Source organism: Bifidobacterium felsineum (assembly GCF_002802915.1).
GTDB classification, from domain to species: Bacteria; Actinomycetota; Actinomycetes; order Actinomycetales; family Bifidobacteriaceae; genus Bifidobacterium; species Bifidobacterium felsineum.
Genome location: NZ_PEBJ01000001.1, coordinates 868,038 through 892,081 on the forward strand (window position 1 = coordinate 868,038; position 24,044 = coordinate 892,081).

Below are 24,044 nucleotides of genomic sequence, written 5' to 3' on the forward strand. Positions count from 1 at the left end.
CATAGGGAGCCATAGTGCAAAAGAGATACAACAAACGTTGCTGATCAATCAGTGAGAATCAATGATTAATCCTCCGGCCAGTGGCCGCGCTTGGCGTAGCGCGGCTTCGGCAAACGCCAGCGGCGCATCTGGATGGAGCGGCTCCATGCATAGGAGAAGGAGCGGGAGCCCTTGGCCACGGAAGCCTCGCCATACTTGGCGATGAGCTTGGCCTTGAGCTTGCGCCACATCAGCCACACATCAATGATGACGGCGATCAGGTAGCCGTACATCAGGGTCATCATGATGATGGAGGCCCAGGCGTTCTGCACTGCGGAAGTGACGAACATGGAGACAATCAGAATGGCGAATGCCACAGGAATGAACCATTCGCCCAGGTTGAAGCGGGCATCCACATAATCGCGGATGTAAATGCGCCAGGGCAAACGCTCGGACTTCGGCATATTGTTCAGATCGCCGCTCTGCATGGCTGCATACTCGCGGTTCTCGCGCTCGCGCATACGGGCCTTGGCTGCTTTGGCGCTGGCCTTGCGGTCGGCAGGGACCAGCGGACGGATGCCGGCGGCCTGTGCCTTCTTCATCTTCGGGGTCGGGCGGCCCTTACCAGCGGACGGATCGGTTTTCTTCTCTTCGGCCGGCTCCACTGGAGTCTGGGCCTCTTCCTTCTTGAACGGGTTCCATGTCATGCTTTGAGGTTACGGTGACGTTCAGACACATGTTGTGTAGGCGTAACCATTGGTATAACGCCCTTATATATAAGGAGAACACATGGCGGAACTCACCGTGGACCAGGTGCGCGAGCGCGTCGAAGAAGACTGGAATCGCATTGTCGAACTGCTGAACCGGAAGATTGCTCTGCAATCTGTTTCCGCCAAAGGCATTACCGCCGAGCATATGAAGCGTTCGGCTGAGTTCGTAGCCGAGGAGCTCAAGCTGGTTGGTGTCGATGCCAAGGTGGTGCAGGCCACGAATGAGGACGGTACTCCGGGCGCTTGGGAGGTTATCGGCTCGCGTATCGTCGATCCGGGTGCTCCGACCGTTCTGCTGTACGCTCACCATGATGTGCAGCCGGTGCCGGACCCGGCTGAATGGAACACCGATCCGTTCGTAGGCACTGAAATTGATGGCCGACTCTACGGTCGCGGTTCCGCCGATGATGGCGGCGGCATTGCCATTCATTCTGGTGCGTTGAAGGCTTTGGGTGATGATTTGCCGGTGAATATCAAGGTCTTCATCGAAGGTGAGGAGGAGATGGGCTCGCCGAGCTTCATTCCGTTCATCACCGCGCACAAGGATGAATTCGATTCCGATGTGATCATCGTGGCCGATTCCGGCAACTGGTCCGCTGAGATCCCGTCCCTGACCACCTCGCTTCGCGGCAACACGTGCGTGGACGTGACCGTGCGTGGCCTGAAGCATCCGGTGCACTCCGGCCAGTATGGTGGCCCGATCCTGGATTCCAATACGCTGGCTGCCATGCTGATTGCCTCACTGTATGACGCCAATGGTGATATTGCCGTGCCGGGCATTGCCTCCGAGGAGCCGATTGGCGGCTTGCAGCAGGATGTTGATGAGGCTGGTGTGCGCGCCGACGCCGGTACGGTTGATGGCTATGTGCTCGCCGGTACTGGTTCGTTGGCATCCCGCTTGTGGACCAAACCAAGCCTGACGGTGATCGGCTTTGATGCTCACCCGGTGGAGGGCTCCTTCAATGTGATTGCCCCGGAGACCCGTTTCCGCTTGTCTCTGCGCACCGCACCGAACCAGCGCCCTGAAGAGGCTCAGGATGCGCTGGCTGCATTCCTCATGGCCAATCCGCCATTTGGCGCCGAGGTTGAAGTGGCCAAGCTGGAGAACGGCATGGGTTGGGCTATGGACCCGAATGCTGAGGCCACCAAGGATGCGCTTCAAGCCATGGAAGAGGCGTTTGGTGTTGCTCCGATCAATCAAGGCCAGGGCGGTTCGATTCCGTTCATCCCGGAGCTGCATCGCTTGTTCCCATCCGCCCAAGTGCTGGTCACCGGTCCGGAAGACCCGAAAGCCAACGCGCACAGCCCGAATGAGTCCATCTCGCTCTACGGTCTGAAGCACAACGTGATTACCGAGGCGCTGTTGCTTGCCAAGCTCGGTAAGTAGGATCACTCCTCGATCGAATATGCGGCTCTTTTGCAACTCGCTGCGAAGGAGCCGTTTTTCATATGTCTCCGGTAAACTTACCCCCTAACTGAGTCCCTATTGCGCTGTCTAAAAGCAGCTCTATCAGGGGCGCTCTAATGTTTTGCATTTTTGCAAATGCATCGCTACAAAGGGGAGAGGTTTTAGCCCATGGGCAACGATGTATATAAAGGTCTACAAGCAGCTGTCGCGTCGATTGCGGCAATTGCGATGTTAGGGTTTGGCATTCCTGCAGCATATGCCAAGGATTCCAGTCCGGTCTCCAGTGGTCAGGCAAGCAATCAGATAAGCGTTGCCTCTGACGCTGCGGTGACCGATCAGGACGGCAACGGATATGCTACCATCGCTGCGGCTATCAAGGCGGGTGCCGTCACGGTGACGTTGCAGTCCGATTCAGCCGAAAATGTTTCCATATCGGGTAAAAGCGGTCTGACTATTGAAGGAAACGGTCATAAGCTCAGCGGCAGCGTCACGTTTGCCGGCAACAATGATGGCGTTGCCGTGAGCAACCTCAATTTCGTCGGCACGGGTGTGCAAATCCATGTGAATGGAGCGAACAACAAGAATATAAGTATCCGCAATAACGTCTTCGACGTAACCGCAAACGGCACATGGGCGGTCATCTATATTCAGAAGACCGTATCCGGCTTGAACATCGAAGGCAATACGTTCAACGTGACCGATTCGGTTACATCCACGGTCCAATGCATCGGATTCGCCTATACGCCAGATATCCGAGCCACAGATATCAGCATCAAGGGCAATACGCTGAACTCCTCGATTACCAAAGCCTACGCATATTTCGTCATCGGCGGTGGCAATGTGACCAATGGTGAATATGCTATTACCAATCTAGCGCTCGAAGGTAACACGGTGACTCCGGTTTCAGGCGGAAACGCGTATGGTGCCTGGTTGCGGAACGTGGATACGCTTACCGTCAAAGGCAACGCTTTCTCCGGCTATGCCGGTATCGGTCTCGGCTCTGGTACGGGCATAGCGCCGACCAGAAACGTCACGTTGGAAAACAATAGCTTCAACGTGGCCAACGGCGGCTTGGTGGTTTCTTCCGCCGAAGCCTTGGACGGTCCAGTTGAGGTGAAGAACAACACGGGTTTCTCCTATGCCAACACCACGTTGCAGGCTGGTGTCGTGCATGCCGATGGAATGACTGACTACTACAAGACACTGTCTGAAGCCTTTAACGCAATTGCGGATGGAGAGACACTCAAGCTGCTCAATGACGCTACCGCTGCCCTCACCATTCCAGTAGACCAGAACATCGTCATCGATCTGAATGGACACACGCTCACCAACGAGGACGGTAAGCACACCATCGTCAACAAGGGTACACTCACCATCACGGATTCCTCTGCAGCGAAGACCGGCACCGTTGACAACGTTTCCAACTCCAAGGCGGCGGTCGTCAACTACGGTGGCGCCACTGCGACGCTCGCAGGCGGCAACTACACCCGCTCCAAGGAGGCGAGCACCTACGACCCAGACACCGATAAGGCCAGCTCAGGCGGCAACTCCTACTATGTGCTCAAGAATTTCGGCACGATGACTGTCAAGGATCCGTCCAGCGTTAAGTTCGCCGACAAGAATACCGGCATGAATTCCAGCCTCGTGGCCAACGGTTGGTACAGCACCTCCGACAACGATGGCGATGCTACGGCCAATGCCTACGGAGCCAATGGTGGCGCCACCCTCACCATTGAAGGCGGCACGCTCACCGGCGGCAAGATCACCGTCAAGAATGATGACTGGGGCGTGCTCAACGTCACCGGTGGCACAATTACCCAGCCAGTTGACAACTTCTATGCTGTGCTGACTTATCATAAGGCCAGCATCACCGGCGGCAGCATCACCGCACCGCTGTTCCCAATCGGCGCTTCCGGCATCAAGGGCACCAACGGTGACGTGGGTGAGACCGCCATCGGCGGCGATGCCAAAGTCGTCAGTGAAAAGGGCTACGCGTTGCGTGCACTCGACAATGGCCAGCTTACTGTTACCGGTGGTACCTTCACCTCCGGTAACAAGAAAGGTGTGAGTGATCTCAAGCCCAGTACCAACGGCACCCCGTCCGTCGCCATCTCCGGTGGCACATTCAACGTACGTCCTACCGAAGTTGAACTTGCCAAGGACTATGTGGTCAAGGAGAACGCGGACGGCACGTTCGGTGCCAAGCTGCATGTAGTTGCCACCATTACCAAGGCTGATGGCAGCATCGCGGAATACACTTCGCTTGCCAAAGCCTTCAAGGCGGCTAAAGCGGGTGACACCATCGCCGTGCAGGATGACGATACTTTGACTGCGGATATTGAAATCAGTAAGAATGTCACACTTGATCTGAACGGTAAGACGGTTAAGACTGCAGGCTTCAAATTCGCTGTCAAGAACGGTGGCAAGCTGACCGTTGCCGGCAACGGTACCATAACCAACTCGGTCGCAGCCGACGAAGATAACGATGACCTGCATGTCATGTTCGACGTGGCCAAAGGGGGCTCCCTCTCCATTGAGAATGGCGCCTACAAGGGCACCGGCGCGCCGGTTGCTTCCGTTGAAGGCGCATTGACCGTCAATGGCGGTGATTTCTCCGTCACCAAGGCGGCCATCTTCGTTCTGCCCAAGGCGGATGGTGCGTCGTTGACTATCAGCGGCGGTACTTACAGGGAGGCCACCGTGGCGATTTCCGCCCTTGCCGGCACCAATAAGCTCGCCATCACAGGCGGCGATTTCGACGTAAGCCCGGCATCCTTCGATAAGGATCAGGCATATACGAGGTACATTACTGGCGGCACCTACGCCAAGAACCCCGGCCAGAGCACCATCGCCGATGACAAGAAATTTGCCAAGAACGATGCTGGCAGGTATGTGCTCGCCGATGCCGTGATTGCATCGGTTGAAAAGCTGCAGGATATTACGGTTGCTGCTGGCACTGATCCGACTGGTAAGCTGCCCACCAAGGTGAAGGTCAAGCTCGACAACGGTCTGACGCGTGATGGAGTGAACGTTGTTTGGGACTCCATGCCTGATACGTGGAAGGGCCCCAAGGGCGGCACCATCGAGCTCAAAGGCACCGTGGATGGTTCAAACGACGTGAAGGCGGTACAGACGATTATCGTCGAACATGCCACCATCAAGTCGGCTACGGTTGATGTGACCGAACTGTCCACGCCGGCCGGTGTGAATCCGACCGATCAGCTGCCCAAGCAGGCCACGATCGTCTGGTCTAGCGGCGACGCGGAGACGGTAGATGTTAAGTGGGACGCAATCAAATCCAGCGACTTTGCCAAGCCCGGATCATTCGAGGTCAAAGGCACGGTGAGCGTGGACGGCTATAGCGATTCCGTCACCGTCAAGGTGACCGTTGGCAATGCGGTGGCCATCAAGGTTGAGCCGACCGAGACCGCAGTGGAGACGATTGCCACGAATGCTCCTGATTTGAGCAAGGTGAAGGCGACCGTTACTTGGTCCGATGGCACGACCACCGCTGAGAAGGTCGAGTGGAAGGCGATTGATGCCGACCAGTATGCTGCGGCAGGTTCTTTCGATGTGACCGGCGTTGTCAAGGGTGTGCAGATCAACGGCGTTGATGCAACCATCACCGTGACTGTGAAAGTCGCAGCCCGCGCGATTACTCAGGTGACTCCTTCGGATAAAAGCATCGAAGTCGCTACTGCCACTGATGCGGATCCGAAGCCGGCTGTCAACGGTAAGGTGACGCTGACGTGGAACGATGGCAAGACTTCGACTGTCGATGTGCCGTTGATGCTGCCTGATGGTTGGAATCATCCGCGTACTGCGCATGATGTTGCCCTGACCGGTCGTGTGGATGGTTGGAATGCCGACATTCCGTTCACCGTGCATGTGAAGGCCGCGAAGGCGACCGGTGTGATCGCTTCCGATACTTCGACGGAGGAGAAAATTGCACCTGTACTTCCGGAGTACGCGGCAGTGGTCTGGTCGAACGGTGAAACTTCCAATGAAAAGATCGAATGGCCGTCCATCGATGCAGACAAGTATGCGGTTGCAGGTGATTTCAAGGTGACCGGCAACGTCCAGGGCATCACAATCGATGGCAAGGATGCGACCGTAACCATTACGGTGACCGTTCTCGCCGCGACGATTACCGGTGTGGATGCGCCTGCGGATACGGTAGTTACCCAGTCGGGTGTGAAGCCTGATTTGCCTGCCACGCTGACCGCGCATTGGTCGAATGGTACCGAGTCTCAAGTGAGCGTCACATGGGACAAGCTGGACAAGGACAAGTATATGGCTCTGGCCGGTGGTGATTTCGAGCTTAAGGGTTCGGTCGCTGGCTGGGATGACGAGGTGACCGTCAAGGTGCATGTCGATCCTGCGACTCCGGTCAAGCTGGCCAACGATGGTAGGATCGAGGCGACAACCGAGGTGGGTGTGGCTCCTGAGCTGCCTTCTGAGGTGGATGTTGTCTGGTCGAATGGTGACAAGATTGCTGCGGCGGTGGTGTGGAATGAGATTGATTCCGCGCTGCTGGCCAAGGCTGGCACGTTCACTGCTACTGGTACTGTCACTGTTCCTGCCGATGCGTTCGGTCTTGCCGATGGTGCCGTGCAAACGTCCACCGTCACCTTCCCGATTACTGCAACGGTAACCGTCAAGGCTGGCTCGTCCACGAAACCGGATGACGGTAAAGACAACGGTAAGGACAATAACGATAACGCTGGCAAGAAGCCAAATAAGACGCCTCTTTCCGACACAGGCGTTGCAATTGGCGGCATTGCCTGCCTGACCGTGCTGCTGTTTGTCGCTGGTATCGCTTTGTCAATCAAACGCCAGCGTCGCTGACTAGGAGTGTCTAACTAGGAAGGCACACGTAGGGTCGGGCTTCGGATGTTTCCGGAGTCCGACCCTATATTTATTCCAAAGTTTTACGACAGTTATTGCCTTTGGCGGCGGTTTGCCTTATAGTCATGGAGTTGACACGGGAGCTGCCTTAAGGCGGCTGAGAGGAGACATACAAGTCTCGACCGATGGAACGTGACCGGGTAATGCCGTTCGTCACGGAATTGTCGCTCTTACATACCCGTGCCTGAACCCAAGCGATGTTGAGTATTTCGCAACCCGACATCACATGAGAAGAGAAGAAAAGGCACAATCATGACTGAAGCTGTGGCTAAGGCCAACTACAAGTGGCGTGTTGTTGATATCGTCGTCGCCGCTATCATCGCCGTTGCATCCGGCGTTATCTTCTGGGGCTGGGACATCGTCTGCGCTGTCCCGCTGACCCTGTTCGAAGGCGTTACCCCGGGCTTCGAAGGCCTGCTGAACGGCTTCTGGCTGTTCGCCGGCCCGCTGGCCGCCATCATCGTGCGTAAGCCGGGTGCTGCACTGTTCGCTGAAACCCTTGCCGCTTTCCTCGAGCTCACCCTGGGCAACCAGTGGGGCGTTGGCGGTTCTCTGATCGTCGGCATCATCCAGGGCCTTGGCGCTGAAATCGCTTTCGCCGTGTTCGCTTACAAGAAGTGGAACATCGGCACCACCCTGCTCTCCGGCGCTCTGGCCGGCGTTGGCTGCTGGGCTTACTACTGGGCGACCAACCCGGGTTGGAACGGCCTGCGCGTCACCTGGTACCTCGTTGGTTCCATCATCTCCGGCCTCGTGATCGCCGGCATCGTGGTGTGGTTCCTCTCTCGCGCGATCGCAGCCACCGGCGTGCTTGATCGCTTCGAGTCCGGCCGCGCTCAGGCTCGCGTCTGATGCAGGTACAACCGGCCGCCGTTGAAGCCAACGGCTGGGGCTGGAGGCACGCAACGCGTAAGGATTTCGCGTTGCGTGCCGTTGATTTCACTATCCAGCCAGGTGAACGTGTACTCTTACTCGGCGCTTCGGGCGCTGGCAAAAGCACAATGATGGCTGGGCTCGCAGGCGTGCTTGGCGGCGATGAGGAAGGTGAGCAGGAAGGCTCGCTGACCATCGACGGCGTGGACGCCCGCGAAGCGCGAGGCCGCGTGGGCTTGGTGCTCCAAGACCCGGACTCGCAGATCATTCTTGAACGATTGGGCGATGACGCGGCATTCGGCTGTGAAAACCTGAACGTGCCACGTGAGGAGATTTGGCAGCGTGTGCGCGAATCCCTGAACCTTGTCGGTTTGGGAGACCTCGACCTCAATCGTTCCACTCGTCATCTTTCCGGTGGCCAACGCCAGCGTCTGGCTTTGGCCGGCGTGCTCGCCATGAAGCCGGGACTGCTGCTGCTTGACGAGCCAACCGCGAACCTCGATCCCGAAGGCGTGGTCGAAGTGCATGACGCGGTGAAGAAAGTCGTTGAATCGACCGGCCAGACGATGGTAGTGGTGGAACACCATATTGATGTGTGGCTGGATATGGTCGACCGTGTGATTGTGCTTGGCCGTCCTGAGCCAGGCTCTCCAGCCGGTGCGGTCATCGCCGATGGCAAGCCTGATGAAGTGTTCGCTGCAATGGGCGATGTGCTGGCTTCCGGTGGCGCATGGGTACCGGGGCGCACTATTCCCGACTATCGCCCGGGATCGGCCGCATCTCAGGCTGTACGTGTGCGCAATGTGACCGCCGATACTTCCCAGACCGACGAACATACGCCAGTGTTGAGCTGCCGCAACTTAAGCTTCGGCCGAGGCAGTGCGCTGGGTACTGGTATCAATCTTGATTTCTATCCTGGCGAAGTCACTGCTCTGATGGGTCCGAACGGTGCCGGCAAGTCAACATTCGCGCTGACGTTGGCCGGATTGCTGCCACCGGTTGATGGGCAAGTACTGATCGCGGAGAATCTTGCGCCTCGGGCAGATCGTCGTGAGCCGATTACATGGAAAAGCCGTGAACTCCTTGGCCGCATCGGCATGGTGTTCCAGGAGCCGGAACACCAGTTCGCAGCGAACTTCGTACGCGACGAAGTGGCCGTAGGCCCGAAATCGATGGGTAAAACCCAGGAAGAGGCCTATGCCATTGCGGATTCCATGCTCGAACGCATGAATCTGACGCGATTCGCACAGGCGAACCCATATACCTTGTCCGGCGGTGAGAAAAGACGCCTTTCCGTGGCCTCGATGCTGGCCGCTGCGCCGCAAGTCTTGGTGATGGATGAGCCGACATTTGGTCAGGATTTCACCACTTGGACAGAGATGGTCAAGCTCATCGCAGCCATTCGCGATCAAGGTTCCTGCGTGATCATGGTGACGCACGATGAAGCGCTGGTGAATGCGCTGAGTGCACGTCGTGTGATGTTCCAAGAGGGGAGCCGAGCATGAGCGAACCCGTGCAGATTACCGTGCAGACGAATGAGACTGATAGTGCTGTCTCTGGTAAAACCGAAACCGCAACAATCTCCGATTATGTGACGGTCAGCCCACAAGACAGCCGCGTGGAGCCGTTTAAGCCGGCTTCGCCCTCATGGTTCGTGGCACGCATCAATCCGGTGAGCCGCATTATCGGAGCGCTGCTGCTGTGCATCCCGATGTTCTTCAGCTTAGATTTGGTCTCCGCATCCAGTGCGCTTGCCATTGAATTCGTGCTGCTGTGGATCGGCGGCGTGGCACCGTGGACCGTATGCCGCAAGACGTGGCCGGTGTGGATTGCCGCACTCGGCAGCTTTATCTCCGTATTTCTGTATGCACGAGTCTCCGGCGAGATTCTGTGGTCCGCCGGCTGGATTGTGATTTCCGAGGGTTCGTTCCCTCTGGCTCTTGCCACGGCTATTCGTGTGGCCGCCATCGCCGTACCCGGCGTGATTCTGGCTCTGGGACTCGATCCCACCGATTTGGCGGACGGCTTGGTTGAAATCCTCCATTTCTCACCGCGATTCGTGTACGGCGGTCTCGCAGGCCTGCGCATGTTCACTTTGCTGCAGGATGATTGGCGTGCTCTGGGTCTCTCTCAGCGCTCTCGTGGACTTGGTGATGGCAACGCCATAATGCGTGCGCTCTCTCAGGCATTCGGCCTTCTGGTGCTTTCCATCCGCCGCGCCACCAAGCTGGCAACCGCAATGGAAGCCCGAGGCTTCGGCTCCGACGCTCCACGTTCCCAAGCGCGCGTCTCGAGCCTTCATGCCATTGACTGGGTCTTTTACGCCATTTGCCTTTCCATCCCATTCGCCGCCCTGGCCCTAGCCATCGCCACCGGCAATTGGCATTTCGCTTTTCAGGGTGCCTGAAAAGCGTCAACAAGCACAGTGCTTTTCAGGGTGCTTGAAAAGCGTCAACAAGCACAGTGCTTTCCAAGGTGCTTAGTTTTTCTCGGCTCCCCTTGTCAGGGGAGCTGTCAGCGCAGCTGACTGAGGGGTAGCCAATAGTGCAGGACCATTTATTTGTGATGCATGCTTTCCGTCACCTCCGCTGTACATCCTTGCGGTAGGCTAAGGCCTATGCCGATTAATGCCCAGATTCTTGATAATCCGAAGTCGGACCGTGTGCGCCGCATCGCTGACCTTGCGCGTGCCAAAGGTCGCGAACGTTCGGGTCGCTTCCTCATTGAAGGCCCACAGGCGGTGCGCGAAGCCGTCACCTGGCGACCGGATGCAGTACAGGACCTGTATGTGGAGGTCTCCCAGGCTCTGGAACATCCGCGCATCATTTCGTCCACATTGGAAAAAATCGTGGACAAATCGCAGGATGCCACGATTTATGTGCATCAGTGCACCGGCGATGTCATCCGCCATATCAGCAAGGACGCACAAGGTATTTTGGCTGTGGGCAATGCGCGCGCGATGCATACTGAGGTTGAGGATGTGGAGCTGCAGAAGAATCCGCAGATCGCTGCGTTCTGGCAGGTCCGCGATCCCGGTAATGCCGGCACGGTGATTCGTGCGGCCGATGCGGCCGGCTGCGATGCCGTCATTTTCGTGGATGATTGCGTTGATCCGCTCAATCCCAAGGTGATCCGCTCCACAGTCGGCTCGTTGTTCCATATTCCTGTGCTGCAGATGGGTACTGAGGAGTTCTTCAGCTGGGCCGCTGACCATAATATGGACGTGTGGGCAGCCGATGTGTATGGTACCGAGAACCACAAGCCGGAAAGCCTACCTCAAGTGCTGGCGGACGCTTCCGCAGTGGCAGCCGGTAAAGCTGTGCTGTTCGGCAACGAAGCGCGCGGTTTGGAGCCTGAAATTCTTGAGCAATGCCAGCGTATTATTTCCATCCCGCTCTACGGAAAAGCCGAATCATTGAACCTTGGCACTTCGGCTGCGGTCATGCTGATGAGCTTGGCTATGTCGGGTCATATTGAAACAATGTGAGTTTGGAAAATACGCTGCAAACATTAGAAAACCGCGTTGAGTAATCATCGAACGAAAGGGTTCTCGTGGCAGAACAATTGGTGTTCGATGCTGATCAGGTAACCGCTGCGGTTGCCGAGGGCATCGAGAAAATCCAGAACGCCTCCAATCTGGAGGAGCTGAAGGCTATCAGGACGCAGTATGCAGGCGCTGATTCTGCGATGACTCGTGCCAGCAAGGCCATCGGTTCGCTCCCTGTAGATAAGAAGAAGGACGCGGGCAAGCTTATGGGCAAGCTGCGCGCCGACTTCGGCCGCGCATATGGACCCAAGGAAGCAGAACTCAAGGAAGCCGCTGAGAAGGCTGCTCTGGCTGCTGAAACCGTGGATATGACCCTGCCGGTGAACCGCAAGCCGCTGGGCGCCCGTCACCCGCTGGCCAAGCTGATGGAAGACGTCGAGGACTTCTTCATCTCCATGGGCTGGCAGATTTCCTCCGGCCCGGAAATTGAAGCCGAATGGTACAACTTCGACTCCCTGAACTTCGGCCCTGACCACCCGGCCCGCCAGATGCAGGACACCTTCTACGTCAAGGGCAACCAGGCCAAGGATGCCGCTGGCTTCGTGGGCTCCAACATGGTGGTGCGCACGCAGACCTCCTCCGATCAGGTTCGCGCACTGCTCACCCGTGGCGTGCCACTGTACATCGCCAGCCCGGGCCGTGTGTTCCGTACCGATGAGCTTGACGCCACCCATACGCCGGTGTTCCACCAATGCGAAGCCCTTGCCGTCGACAAGCACCTGACCATGGCCGATTTGAAGGGCGTGCTGGACAAGCTCGCCGTGGCCATGTTCGGTCCGGAAGCCAAGACCCGTTTGCGTCCGAGCTACTTCCCGTTCACTGAACCGAGTGCCGAGCTTGACCTGTGGTTCCCCGATAAGAAGGGTGGTCCGGGCTGGCTCGAATGGGGCGGTTGCGGCATGGTGAACCCGAACGTGTTGAAGTCCGCCGGCATCGACCCGGACGTGTACACCGGCTTCGCCTTCGGCGTGGGCATGGAGCGCACGCTGCTGCTGCGCAGCGACATCAACGATATGCACGACCTGGTCGAAGGCGACGTGCGTTTCGCCGAACAGTTTGTGATGGGGGAGTGATTCAGCCATGCCTATGATCGATATCGATTGGCTCAAGGACCATGTCGAGGTTCCGGAAGGCCTGACCTACGAGCAGCTCGCCAAGGACCTCGTCAAGGTGGGCCTTGAGGAAGAGGAGATTCACGCCTCCCAGGTGACCGGCCCGATCGTGGTCGGCTACGTGGTGGACGCCACCCCGGAACCGCAGAAGAACGGCAAGATCATCAACTGGTGCCATGTTGACTGCGGCGACGAATGGAACGAAACCGACGAGAACGGCAACAAGGTTCCGCGCGGCATTATCTGCGGCGCTCCGAACATGAAGGCCGGCGAGAAGGTCGTCGTGACCCTGCCGGGTGCCGTGCTGCCTGGTGATTTCAAGATTGAGCCGCGTAAGACCTACGGCCACGTCTCGAACGGCATGTGCGCCTCCGAGCGCGAGCTGGGCCTTGGCGACAACCATAACGGCATCATCCTGCTGCGCGAATACGGTTTCACCGAAGCCGAATATGAAGCTCTGAAGCCCGGCCAGGATGCCATGCACCTTCTGCACTTGGATCAGCCGCTGCTCGAGATCAACATCACCCCGGACCGTGGCTACACGCTGTCCTACCGTGGCGTGGCCCGTGAATACCACCACTCCACCGGTGCTCCGTACACCGATCCGGCGATTGCCCTGAACGAGAAGGCCCCGGAACCGGCCGACTACCAGCCGGGCACCAAGGTGGACATCGACATCGAAATCGACGACAACAACCCGATTCACGGTGTTCCTGGATGCGATCGCTACTACGCCCGCATCGTCAGGAACTTCGACCCGACCGCCAAGACCCCGAACTGGATGCGCCGCCGCCTGACCCGTGCAGGCATGCGCTCCCTGTCTCTGGCAGTGGATGTGACCAACTACGTGATGCTGGACCTCGGCCAGCCGATGCACGCCTACGATCTCGACAAGCTCGAAGGCCCGATTGTGGTCCGTCGCGCCAACGCCGGTGAGAAGCTCACCACGCTGGATGGCAAGGAACATGAGCTCAGCGTCGAAGATCTGCTCATCACCGACTCCCCGAACGGCGAGCGTGGCTCCCGAATCATCGGCCTTGCCGGTGTGATGGGTGGTCTGTACGGCGAAGTGACCGCCGACACCAAGAACATCCTTCTGGAAGCCGCACACTTCGATCAGGTGACCATCGCGCGTTCTGCACGTCGCCACAAGACTCCGTCCGAGGCCTCCCGTCGCTTCGAACGCGGTGTGGATACCGCGTTGCAGCCGGCCGCCGCTCAGATGGCCGCCGAACTGCTGGCCAAGTACGGCAATGGCGAGCCGAGCGAGCACCCGAACGATGTGAACAACACGGTTCGCCGTAAGGTCATCCACTTCAAGGCTTCCGAAGTGGCTCGCGTGGCCGGCCTCGATGTGGACATCAACCGCATTTCCGACATCCTCACCGACATCGGCTGCACGGTTGCCGGCGGCGGCAACGGTGAGTTCTCCGTGACTCCGCCGACTTGGCGCCCTGATCTGAACGAGCCATGCGATCTGGTCGAAGAGATCGCCCGCCTGGTCGGTTACGACAAGATTCCGGTCACCGTGCCGCCGGCTCCGGTGGAAGGCCTCGTGGGCCTGACCCCGAACCAGCTGCGCCGCCGTCGCATCGCGGACGAACTCGCCGAGTACGGCATGGTGGAAGCGCTGAGCTACCCGTTCGTGGGCGATGAGGATTATAAGGCCTTCGGCTATGATCCCGAGTCCACCAAGAAGGTCAGTGTGGAGATCGCCAACCCGCTGTACGGCGATCGCCCGTACCTGCGTCGTGAGATTCTGCCGACCCTGGCCACCACCGTGCAGCGCAACATCCGTCGCGGCATCGAGAACGTGTCCTTGTACGAGCTGGGCCACGTCTATCTGTGGGATCCGGAAGCTCCGGCCATCCCGGCACTGCCGGGCGGCGTGCGCCCGACCGACGAGCAGCTGGCCGCACTCGACGCCGGTTTGCCGGACCAGCCCGACCATGTTGCCGGTATTCTGACCGGTCTGGCTGAGGATGCCGGCTGGCTGGGCGGCAAGCGTCCGGTCGATTGGTCCGATGCCGTGGAAGCCGTGCGCCGCATCGCCGGCCGCATCGGCGCGAACATCACGCTTGATCAGCCCGCCGCCGACGATGTGCCCGCACAATGGCATCCGGGTCGCGCCGCCCGCGTGATGGCTGGCGATGTGTTCGCCGGCTGGGTGGGTGAGCTGCACCCACGCGTCAACGAAGCCCTTGGTTTCCCGGAGCATTCCGCCGCCTTTGAGCTGAACCTCACCGACCTGTTCTCCACTTTGACGGGCAAGCCGGTTCAGGCCAAGCCGATTTCCACCTTCCCGCCGGTCAAGCAGGACCTGGCCTTCACCGTGGACGATACGGTCAGCGCCGCTCAGGTGGAAGCCGTGATTCGCGAAGCCGCAGGCGCCAACCTCGAATCCATCGAACTGTTCGACGTGTTCACCGGTGAGCAGGTGGGCGAAGGCAAGAAGTCCCTGGCATATGCCGTGGTCTTCCGTTCCCCGAGCAAGACGCTTTCCGCTGAAGACAGCGAGGCGATTCGCGCGGATATCGTCGCCGCGGCGGCAAAGATCGGTGCGCAGTTGCGCGCCTGACCCGTCATCAGGTTTCCCTCGGACTGCTGGCTCCTCTCTGTGAGAGGGGCCAGCAGCACAGCGGCTGAGGGGAGCCTTACCTATATGTGATACACAGTAAGGAGCGCCATGAGCCAGCCAGAACAGCAAACACCGGAATACGGGCAGTACAAGCAGCCTGAATACGGTGCCATGGCTGGGCAATATGGCCCCAATTACAACCCATATCTGTATGGCGCTCCCGAATCCGATTCCCAGCAGAATGCTGCAACGGCACAGCAATCAGCAGACAGCGTGCCTGCGGGTGCTGCGCAACCGCAGAATACGCAGGGATATTATCCGGGTGGATATCCTGGAACACAGGGCCAGCCTTATGGTCAGACCGGTCAGGGCAATTCCGCCTTCAACCAAGGCGGCAAGCCCTATCAGCCGCATTATTACAACGGCATTGATTTGAATGACCCCAATCAGAATCCTCTGTACGGTCATTGGGATTCATATGCGATCATTTCCTTCGTACTGGCGTTGTTCTTCCCTGTTCCGGTGCTATCGGCGCTGATGGGCATCCTCGCCATGTGGCGTACGCGCACCTTCCATATGAAGGGCTTCGGCTTGGCCCTGGCGGCAGTGATACTGAATGTGCTGTATACGCTGGCCGTTATCTGGATGGCGCTCAATGGCTATGATGCCATGAGTCTCTATCAGGAGGCGTTGCAGCAACTCACCGGTGGGGCCGGTTCTTCCTCCGGTGATTCCATTTCCGCTTGATTGCCGCGCGATTGCTACACGGCTGCTATGCGGCCTGCACGCGATTGCGATTGCTGTGCGTTGGTGAGCCAACACACCCATGCATAACTATGCATAAGTCTGCATAATCATGTATACTCATCCCAGGTTACATCAGTTGAAAAGAGATGAGTATGCCGAAATATTCAGTGGCCGTGGCCGGTGCCACGGGATACGCCGGAGGTGAGGCGCTGCGTATTCTTGCCGCCCACCCTGACTTTGAAGTCACCTGCGTGGCAGGTCATTCCTCCGTGGGCGATTCCATGGCCAAGCATATGCCGCACATTCCGCAATTGGCTGGGCTTACGGTGGAAGACACCACGCCGGACGTCTTGAACGGTCACGATGTCATCATCCTCGCCCTGCCGCATGGTGCTTCGGGCAAATTGGCTTCGCAGCTTGATCCCAATGCCATCGTTGTCGACCTTGGCGCCGATCATCGCCTTGAAGAGAAAAGCGCGTGGGATGAGTTCTACGGTGGCGACTTCTACGAGCACTGGACCTACGGTATGCCGGAACTCATCACCGGCAAGAACGCCACTGGAGACTACACCCGCCAGCGTGAAGCGTTGCCCGGTACCAAGCGCATCGCCGGACCTGGCTGCAATGTGACGGCAACCACTTTGGCTCTGCAGCCGGCCATTGCCGAGGGACTGATTGAGCCGGAGGACATTGTGGCCGATTTGGTCGTCGGCTACTCCGGCGCAGGTAAGAACCTGAAACGCACGAATCTGCTGGCTTCCGAGGCCTTGCAGTCCGCACTGCCATATGGCGTCGGCGGCACACATCGCCATATTCCTGAGATTCTGCAGAACTTCGCGCATGCCGCCGGCAAGAGCGCCGCAGCCGCCAATGAATTCACGCTGGGCTTCACGCCGGTTCTGGCCCCCATGTCCCGTGGCATTCTCGCCACCGTTTCCGCCCATATGAGCGAAAAGGCGCTTGGCATGAGCGACGAGGAAATTCGCGGCGTATGGGCCAAGGCCTATGAAGGCCAGGACTTCATGGTGCTGCTGCCCGAAGGCATGCTGCCGGCAACAGGCAATGTGATTGGCTCCAACGCTGCGCATTTGCAGGTGGTCGTTGACCGTAAGTCAAAGCGACTGTACGCATTTTCAGCTATTGATAACCTCAACCGTGGAACAGCCGGTCAAGCGGTACAGTCACTGAATGTCGCACTGGGTCTGCCTGAGGATGCAGGCCTGACCAAGATTGGAGTAGCCCCGTGAGCGTTACATTCGCACAAGGATTTACCGCAGCCGGTGTCGAAGCCGGCATCTCCGCGGTCGAAGGCAAGAAGGATTTGGCACTGGTCGTCAACAACGGCCCGATCGACGCCGCCGCAGGCGTATTCACCTCGAACCGTTTTTGCGCGGCACCGGTGCAGTGGAGTCGAAAGATCGTGGCGGATGGCCATGTTAAAGCCGTGATCCTGAACTCCGGTGGCGCCAACGCCTGCACTGGTGAGGAAGGCTATGCGCAGTCCAAAGCCACTGCGGAAAAGGTCGCCGAACTGGTGGATGCCAAGCCGGAAGATGTGGCGGTCTGCTCCACCGGCCTGATTGGTGAGCTGCTGCCGCTCGACCATGTGCTGGACGGTGCCACCAAGGCGTATGCCGCACTCGCCGATACCGCCGAAGCCGGTGCCGATGCCTCCCATGCCATTATGACCACCGACACCAAGCCCAAGACGGTCGAACTCACCGGATCCAACGGCTGGAAGATCGGCGGCATGGTCAAGGGGTCCGGCATGATTGCCCCGCAGCTGGCCACCATGCTGTGCGTCATCACCACCGATGCCGTGGTCTCCGCCGGCCAGATGCAGGCGGCACTTACGGTTGCCGCTGAGCACTCCTTCAACCGCATCGATGTGGACGGCTGCATGTCCACCAATGATACGGTTCTGTTGCTCGCCTCTGGTGCCTCCGGCATCGAACCGGATAAGGATGAGTTCAACAAGCTTGTGCGTGAGGCATGCGCCAGCCTGTCCCGCCAGATCATCGGCGACGGCGAAGGTGCATCCCACGATATCCGCATCACCGTCACTGGCGCCACCAGCGAAGAGGCGGCTCTGGCCTGCGGCCGTGCAGTCGCGGCGTCCAACCTGCTCAAGTGCGCGATTTCCGGCAACGACCCGAACTGGGGCCGTATCGTCAGCTCCCTTGGCACTGTGCCTGAAGACGTGGCTCCGTACGATTCCAACAAGGTCACTGTGGACGTCAACGGCGTGCGCATCTGCGAGAACGGTGGAGCCGGCCGCGATCGCAGCGAAGTCGATATGACCCCGCGCGAAGTGCACATCGACATCGACCTGAACACTGGCTCGGATGCTGAGGCCACTGTGTGGACCGATGACCTGACCCACGAATACGTGCACATCAACGCTGACTACGAAAGCTGAGTAAAGCTATGCGAGGTTGCTGGAGATATTCGTTGTCTGACACACTCAAGGCCGTTCGGCCAAGCTTACGGTCTGACAACGAACATCTCCAGCAACCTCTTACCTATGGCATATGTGAGGGGAAATAAATAGATTTATGGCTACGGAATTAAAGGGACCTGGGTTCCATTTTGACGTGCACACGGATTTGCGCGCCGACCAGAAAGCGGAAGTGCTGATCGAAGCATTGCCGTGGTTGGAGGAGTTCGCCGGCCAGCGCATTGTGGTCAAATATGGTGGTAACGCCATGGTGGATGAGCACTTGAAGCAGTGCTTCGCCGAAGATATGGTGTTCCTGCGCCAGGTGGGCATTCACCCGATTGTGGTGCACGGTGGCGGCCCGCAGATCTCCCACATGTTGAAAGCTCTGGGCATCAAATCCGAATTCAAGGGTGGCCTGCGCGTCACGACTCCTGAAGCAATGGATGTGGTGCGCATGGTGTTGACCGGTAAGGTTTCCCGCGAACTGGTGGGCCTGATCAATGCACATGGCCCGCTCGCCGTGGGACTTTCCGGTGAGGATGGCGGCCTGTTCTCCGCTCATCAGCGCAAGCCGGTGATCGATGGCACCCCAACGGATATCGGTCTGGTCGGTGATGTGGTGTCCGTGGATGCCTCCGCGGTGGAGGATCTGGTTGCCGCCGGTCGTATTCCGGTGGTTTCCTCAGTGGCTCCGAACGAGGACGATGCCACTGAGGTATTGAACGTGAACGCCGATTCCGCTGCCGCCGCATTGGCCGCCGCGGTAGGCGCCCACAAGCTGGTGATTCTGACGGACGTGGATGGCCTGTACGCCGACTGGCCGGATAAGAATTCATTGATCGGCCGTATCGGTGTGGAGAATCTGCGCGATATGTTGCCGGATCTGGAATCCGGTATGCGCCCGAAGATGGAAGCCTGTGTGCGTGCCCTTGACGGTGGTGTGCCCCAGGCCCATATCATCGACGGTCGCAAGCCGCACTCCATTTTGAACGAGATATTTACTTCCGCGGGTATCGGCACCATGGTCGTGCCTGAGGACGGACTGGAAATGAGGAGTTCCTATGTCTACTGAAGCAACGGAAACACTGGGTGCGGAAGATAGCAAATGGCTGGGGGAGTACGCCCAGGTCCATATGAATGTGTTCGGCACTCCGCTGCGTGTGATGGACCACGGCCAAGGTGCTCATCTCTGGGATGTCGACGGCAATGAATACCTCGATTTCCTGGCGGGCATCGCCGTCAATTCGCTGGGATACGCGCATCCCAAATGGGTTAAGGCCGTTTCTGAGCAAGCCGGGAAGATGGCTCATATCAGCAACTACTTCGCTTCCGAGCCGCAGATCGAGCTCGCGGCGAAGCTGGTCAAGCTTGCCGGCGCCCCTGAGGGGTCCAAGGTCTACTTCGGCAATTCCGGTGCCGAAGGCAATGAGGCGGCGTTGAAGCTTGCCAAGCTGTATGGCCGCACGCTGCCGGGCGCCCTGCCGTCGGTCGGCGGCAAGCCGGCTCGTATCATCGCAATGACCCAAGGATTCCATGGCCGTACGATGGGTGCGCTTTCCGCCACATGGAAGCCGAACATCCGCAAGCCATATGATCCGCTGGTGCCGAATATCGAATTCGTGCGCCCCGGCGACAAATTCGCGTTGCATGATGCGTTCGCGCAAACCGGTCTCGGCCATTACGGTAAGGGCCCTGTGGCCGCGGTGATTCTTGAGCTCATCCAAGGTGAGGCAGGCGTCAAGCCTGTGGGCGCTGACTATGTGAAGTTCGTGCGTGAGATGTGCGACATCAACCATGCGCTGCTCATCATCGACGAAGTGCAGACCGGCATGGGCCGCACCGGTTCCTGGTTCGCATTCCAGAACGAGGAACTTTCCGGTGGCGTGACCCCGGACATGATCACCTTCGCCAAAGGTGTGGCCGGCGGCTTCCCGATGGGTGGCATGATTGCCTTCGGCGCCAAGCTCGCATCGCTGTTCACCCCGGGTTCTCACGGTTCCACATTCGCCGGCAATCCGCTAGGCGCTGCGGCAGGTCTTGCCACCATCGGTGTGATCGAGGAGGAAAACCTTGTGGCGAACGCCGAAGAGCGCGGCAAGCAGCTGCGCGAAGGCATTATGGCCACCGGCAATCCGCTCTATGTATCCGTACGCGGCAGTGGCTTGCTTGATGCCGTGGAACTGAAGCATCCGTGTGCCCATGCGGTAATGAACTATTGCTTGGAACACGGACTGATCGTGAACGCCGTGGCGCCGGATGCCCTGCGTTTCGCACCACCGCTGATCGTCACCGCCGAAGACGTCGACAAGGCTCTGGCCGTGCTGAAGAGCGTCCCCGCCGACTTGCCCAACGACTGATTAGAGGAAAGCCGTAACGGTATTTGATTTTTCCCTCCAGCTCCCTCTGTGAGGGAGCTGTCAGCAGAGCTGACTGAGGGGAGTCCCCACGTTACCCGTAATAAAGGAGACCAATATGACCCCAGAACTTCGCCACATGCTGCGCGATGATGACCTCAGCCATGAGGAGCAGAAGCAGGTTTTGGAACTTGCCATCAAATTCCATCATGACCGTTTCTACAAGCAGCCGTTCGCTGGTCCGCAGGCCGTCGCCGTGCTGTTCGACAAGCCATCCACCCGTACCCGTTCCAGCTTCTCCATTGGTGTAGCCGAATTGGGCGGATACCCGCTGGTCATCGACAAGTCCGGCTCACAGCTGGGCCGTGGCGAGCCGGTTGCCGACACCGCTCGCGTACTCGACCGTATGGCCTACGGCGTGGTGTGGCGCACCTTCGGCCAGGATCGTGTGGAGGAAATGGCCAAATACTCCACCCATCCGGTGATCAACGCCCTGACCGATGACTTCCACCCCTGCCAGATCTTGGCGGACTTCCAGACCATCGCCGAGCATCGCGGTGGCGTGGAGAACCTGAAGAACCAGACCATCGCTTATGTGGGTGATGCCGCCAACAACATGTCCAACTCCTACCTGCTTGGCGGTGCTGTGGCTGGTATGAACGTGCGTGTGGCTGGCCCGCAGGGTTACCTGCCGCGTCCGGACATCGTGGCCGACGCCGAGCGTATCGCTGCGGAAAACGGTGGCTCCATTCTCGTTACCACTGACGCCAAGGAAGCCGTGAAGGATGCCGACTGCGTGTTCACCGACACCTGGGTTTCGATGGGCGAGGAGGCCGAATACGCAATCCGTTCCAAGCCGTTCTGGAACTATCAGGTCAACGCTGAACTTATGGCGCTCGCCAAGCCGGACGCGCTGTTCCAGCACTGCCTGCCCGCCTACCGAGGCAAGGAAGTCACCGCCGAGGTGATCGACGGCCCTCAGTCCGTGGTGTGGGATGAGGCCGAGAACCGTCTGCACGCCCAGAAGGCGCTGATGACGTGGCTGGCCGGCAAGGCTCGTGGAGACGAAAGCCTGCTGGCATGAGCGAAACCTCTCCGTCGTTGCAGCGGCCCGCCACCAGGGCCGCTCGACTGAGCGCCATCGAACAGGCGCTGGCCACGCATATCGTCACATCGCAATCGCAATTGTCCAAAATCCTGATCGATGAGGGCATTGTGGTGACTCAGGCGACACTGAGCCGTGATTTGGACGAGATGCATGCCGTCAAGACGCGTCTCAAGGATGGCACGGTGGCCTACGCGGTTGAGCATGGCGTGACCGCGGGCGAAGGCGAGCCCGTTGTCGGGGAGCGGTCTGAAGCACAGATGTCTCGCGTACTGAGCGGTCTGGTCACTTCGGTGGCCGCCGCCCGTAACCTCATCGTGGTGCACACGCCTTCCGGAGCCGCACAATACGTGGCATCCGTAGTGGATAAGCAGCCGATTGACGGTGTGCTCGGCACCATCGCCGGAGACGATACGGTACTGGTCATCTGTACGGATGACGACACCGCCGCCACCCGAGCCGACTGGCTCCTAGCCCTCGCCTCCAAATAACGCATTTCCCAACACGCCCATGCATAAATATGCATAACTCTGTATATAATTGCATTCAGTTTGTTTTTGATTGTTTAGGAAAGGGAATCAATGGCAGATAACAAGCGCATTGTTCTGGCCTATTCCGGTGGTCTCGATACCTCCGTCGCCATCTCGTACCTGAAGGAGCGCACCGGCAAGGATGTCGTCGCCGTGTCCCTCGATGTCGGTCAGGGCGGCGAAAGCCTGGAGACCATCAAGCAGCGCGCCCTCGCCTGCGGCGCTGTGGAATCCTACGTGGTGGACGCCCGTGACGAGTTCGCCAACGAGTACTGCATGAAGGCCCTGAAGGCCAACGCCATGTACGAAGGCGTGTACCCGCTGGTCTCCGCCATCTCCCGCCCGCTGATCTCCAAGCACCTTGTGCGTGCCGCCCACCAGTTCGGTGCCGACACCATTTCCCACGGCTGCACCGGCAAGGGCAACGACCAGGTTCGTTTCGAGGTGTCCATCGCCGCCATCGACCCGACCCTGAAGGCCATCAGCCCGATTCGCGATCTCGCCCTGACCCGTGACGTGGAAATCGCGTTCGCCAAGGAGCACAAGCTGCCGATTACCCAGACCAAGAAGTCTCCGTACTCCATCGATCAGAACGTGTGGGGTCGCGCCATCGAGACCGGTTTCCTCGAGGATCCGTGGAACGGTCCGACCAAGGACTGCTACTCCTACACCGACGATCCGGCCTTCCCGCCGGTCGAAGATGAAGTGGTCATCGAATTCAAGCAGGGCATTCCGGTCAAGATTGACGGCCGCGACGTCACCCCGCTGCAGGCCATCGAAGAGATGAACCGCCGCGCAGGCGCCCAGGGCATCGGCCGTATCGATCTGATTGAGGATCGTCTGGTCGGCATCAAGTCCCGCGAGCTCTACGAGGCTCCGGGTGCCGTGGCGCTGATCACCGCCCATCAGGAACTCGAAAACTGCTGCCTCGAGCGCGAACAGCACCGCATCAAGCGCGATATCGACAAGCGTTGGGCCGAGCTGGTCTACGATGCGCAGTGGTTCTCCCCGGCAACCCAGTCCCTGAACGCCTTCATCGAAGACACTCAGAAGTACGTCTCCGGTGAGATTCGCATGACCCTGCATGGTGGCCGTGCCGTGGTGACCGGTCGTCGTTCCGATTCCTCGCTGTACGACTACAAGCTTGCCACCTACGATTCCGGCGACAGCTTCGATTCCAAGTCCTCCAACGGCTTCATCGACATCTACGGCCTGCCGTCCCGCGTGGCTGCAGCCCGCGACGTGAAGTTCGGCAACGGCATCGAAGTCCCCACCAACACCGTGGAGTAATTCGAGCTTTATAGCTGAGCCTGACATGAAGCCCCTTCCAGATGGAAGGGGCTTCGTCGTATGTGCGGGTGTACCGGTATCCCTAGTTGGTACAACATCACAATTTAGGAGTAACCGGTATGTCGTACCAAACGATTTTGGCACAATCGGCACGCGGATGCGGAATCGTGGGAATGCGCCAACGAAATCCTTGATTTTTCGATGACGTGGGATTTCGCACAGCAAAGGAGATTGGCGCAATACCGAGGAACGGCTCAAAACCGCATGTTGTACCATGTGATTCCACTCGGTTCAGGCAGTACCGCATCACTCGTGCCCCCGCGTCTGCTTGGGAACAGCGTAAGTTGGGTGAACTCGCCGATATCGTTGGGGGTGGTACGCCAGATACAAATAATGCTGATTA

17 protein-coding genes are annotated in these 24,044 nt (G+C 58.7%); 16 read left to right on the top strand and 1 reads right to left on the bottom strand.

All coding sequences use genetic code 11. From position 1 onward, the window contains the following. Positions 1-65: 65 nt before the first annotated feature. Positions 66-686, bottom strand: coding sequence for a DUF3043 domain-containing protein (locus tag CSQ86_RS03525; protein WP_100493676.1), 621 nt, complete (start codon positions 684-686; stop codon positions 66-68). 82 nt (positions 687-768) lie between these two features. On the opposite strand from CSQ86_RS03525, the gene CSQ86_RS03530 reads away from it, so the two are divergent. The 16 genes from CSQ86_RS03530 (at position 769) to CSQ86_RS03605 (ending at position 23,641) form a co-directional block, all read left to right on the top strand. Continuing rightward, positions 769-2,136, top strand: a complete 1,368-nt coding sequence (locus CSQ86_RS03530) for a dipeptidase (RefSeq protein ID WP_100493677.1) — start codon at positions 769-771, stop codon at positions 2,134-2,136. A gap of 189 nt (positions 2,137-2,325) precedes the next feature. Next, positions 2,326-7,005 (top strand): Ig-like domain-containing protein, encoded by a 4,680-nt coding sequence (locus CSQ86_RS03535; RefSeq protein ID WP_100493678.1) that lies wholly within the window; start codon positions 2,326-2,328, stop codon positions 7,003-7,005. Between the two features lie 312 nt (positions 7,006-7,317). Next, positions 7,318-7,917, top strand: a complete 600-nt coding sequence (locus CSQ86_RS03540) for an ECF transporter S component (protein ID WP_100493679.1) — start codon at positions 7,318-7,320, stop codon at positions 7,915-7,917. Continuing rightward, a complete protein-coding gene (locus tag CSQ86_RS03545; RefSeq protein WP_165773717.1) occupies positions 7,917-9,443 on the top strand; it encodes an ABC transporter ATP-binding protein in 1,527 nt (508 codons plus the stop codon). Before CSQ86_RS03540 ends, CSQ86_RS03545 begins: the two co-directional genes overlap by 1 nt. A 74-nt stretch (positions 9,444-9,517) precedes the next feature. Then, complete coding sequence (locus tag CSQ86_RS03550; RefSeq protein ID WP_100493778.1) at positions 9,518-10,345, top strand: energy-coupling factor transporter transmembrane component T family protein; 828 nt, start codon at positions 9,518-9,520, stop codon at positions 10,343-10,345. A gap of 210 nt (positions 10,346-10,555) precedes the next feature. Further along, entirely contained in the window at positions 10,556-11,425 is an 870-nt protein-coding gene (locus tag CSQ86_RS03555; protein WP_100493680.1) for a TrmH family RNA methyltransferase, read from the top strand. 65 nt (positions 11,426-11,490) lie between these two features. Then, a complete protein-coding gene (pheS, locus tag CSQ86_RS03560; RefSeq protein WP_100493681.1) occupies positions 11,491-12,558 on the top strand; it encodes a phenylalanine--tRNA ligase subunit alpha in 1,068 nt (355 codons plus the stop codon). 7 nt (positions 12,559-12,565) lie between these two features. Continuing rightward, entirely contained in the window at positions 12,566-15,175 is a 2,610-nt protein-coding gene (gene pheT / locus CSQ86_RS03565; protein ID WP_100493682.1) for a phenylalanine--tRNA ligase subunit beta, read from the top strand. Positions 15,176-15,283: 108 nt separating this feature from the next. Beyond that, the gene (locus CSQ86_RS03570) at positions 15,284-15,922 is read left to right on the top strand and encodes a DUF4190 domain-containing protein (RefSeq protein ID WP_100493683.1); all 639 of its coding nucleotides are present in this window, start codon (positions 15,284-15,286) and stop codon (positions 15,920-15,922) included. Positions 15,923-16,074: 152 nt separating this feature from the next. After that, positions 16,075-17,169 carry an N-acetyl-gamma-glutamyl-phosphate reductase gene (argC, locus tag CSQ86_RS03575; RefSeq protein ID WP_100493684.1) on the top strand — a complete coding sequence of 365 codons (1,095 nt, stop codon included), beginning with the start codon at positions 16,075-16,077 and terminating at the stop codon, positions 17,167-17,169. Next, complete coding sequence (gene argJ, locus CSQ86_RS03580) at positions 17,166-18,341, top strand: bifunctional glutamate N-acetyltransferase/amino-acid acetyltransferase ArgJ (RefSeq protein ID WP_100493685.1); 1,176 nt, start codon at positions 17,166-17,168, stop codon at positions 18,339-18,341. Before argC ends, argJ begins: the two co-directional genes overlap by 4 nt. A 136-nt stretch (positions 18,342-18,477) precedes the next feature. After that, a complete protein-coding gene (argB, locus tag CSQ86_RS03585) occupies positions 18,478-19,434 on the top strand; it encodes an acetylglutamate kinase (protein ID WP_100493686.1) in 957 nt (318 codons plus the stop codon). Further along, complete coding sequence (locus tag CSQ86_RS03590) at positions 19,424-20,719, top strand: acetylornithine transaminase (protein WP_100493687.1); 1,296 nt, start codon at positions 19,424-19,426, stop codon at positions 20,717-20,719. The genes argB and CSQ86_RS03590 overlap by 11 nt, the downstream gene beginning before the upstream one ends. A gap of 115 nt (positions 20,720-20,834) precedes the next feature. Then, positions 20,835-21,800, top strand: coding sequence for an ornithine carbamoyltransferase (argF, locus tag CSQ86_RS03595; RefSeq protein ID WP_100493688.1), 966 nt, complete (start codon positions 20,835-20,837; stop codon positions 21,798-21,800). Then, on the top strand, positions 21,797-22,312 hold the full coding sequence (locus tag CSQ86_RS03600) for an arginine repressor (protein ID WP_100493689.1): 516 nt from the start codon (positions 21,797-21,799) through the stop codon (positions 22,310-22,312). The genes argF and CSQ86_RS03600 overlap by 4 nt, the downstream gene beginning before the upstream one ends. A 90-nt stretch (positions 22,313-22,402) precedes the next feature. Beyond that, positions 22,403-23,641, top strand: a complete 1,239-nt coding sequence (locus tag CSQ86_RS03605) for an argininosuccinate synthase (protein WP_100493690.1) — start codon at positions 22,403-22,405, stop codon at positions 23,639-23,641. Positions 23,642-24,044: the final 403 nt, after the last annotated feature.

Bases quoted from the DNA above. Each gene is read 5' to 3' on its own strand.
- CSQ86_RS03525 (WP_100493676.1), bottom strand. From the start codon at position 686: ATGACATGGAACCCGTTCAAGAAGGAAGAGGCCCAGACTCCAGTGGAG.
- CSQ86_RS03530 (WP_100493677.1), top strand. From the start codon at position 769: ATGGCGGAACTCACCGTGGACCAGGTGCGCGAGCGCGTCGAAGAAGAC.
- CSQ86_RS03535 (WP_100493678.1), top strand. From the start codon at position 2,326: ATGGGCAACGATGTATATAAAGGTCTACAAGCAGCTGTCGCGTCGATT.
- CSQ86_RS03540 (WP_100493679.1), top strand. From the start codon at position 7,318: ATGACTGAAGCTGTGGCTAAGGCCAACTACAAGTGGCGTGTTGTTGAT.
- CSQ86_RS03545 (WP_165773717.1), top strand. From the start codon at position 7,917: ATGCAGGTACAACCGGCCGCCGTTGAAGCCAACGGCTGGGGCTGGAGG.
- CSQ86_RS03555 (WP_100493680.1), top strand. From the start codon at position 10,556: ATGCCGATTAATGCCCAGATTCTTGATAATCCGAAGTCGGACCGTGTG.
- pheT (WP_100493682.1), top strand. From the start codon at position 12,566: ATGCCTATGATCGATATCGATTGGCTCAAGGACCATGTCGAGGTTCCG.
- CSQ86_RS03570 (WP_100493683.1), top strand. From the start codon at position 15,284: ATGAGCCAGCCAGAACAGCAAACACCGGAATACGGGCAGTACAAGCAG.
- argC (WP_100493684.1), top strand. From the start codon at position 16,075: ATGCCGAAATATTCAGTGGCCGTGGCCGGTGCCACGGGATACGCCGGA.
- argB (WP_100493686.1), top strand. From the start codon at position 18,478: ATGGCTACGGAATTAAAGGGACCTGGGTTCCATTTTGACGTGCACACG.
- CSQ86_RS03590 (WP_100493687.1), top strand. From the start codon at position 19,424: ATGTCTACTGAAGCAACGGAAACACTGGGTGCGGAAGATAGCAAATGG.
- argF (WP_100493688.1), top strand. From the start codon at position 20,835: ATGACCCCAGAACTTCGCCACATGCTGCGCGATGATGACCTCAGCCAT.
- CSQ86_RS03600 (WP_100493689.1), top strand. From the start codon at position 21,797: ATGAGCGAAACCTCTCCGTCGTTGCAGCGGCCCGCCACCAGGGCCGCT.
- CSQ86_RS03605 (WP_100493690.1), top strand. From the start codon at position 22,403: ATGGCAGATAACAAGCGCATTGTTCTGGCCTATTCCGGTGGTCTCGAT.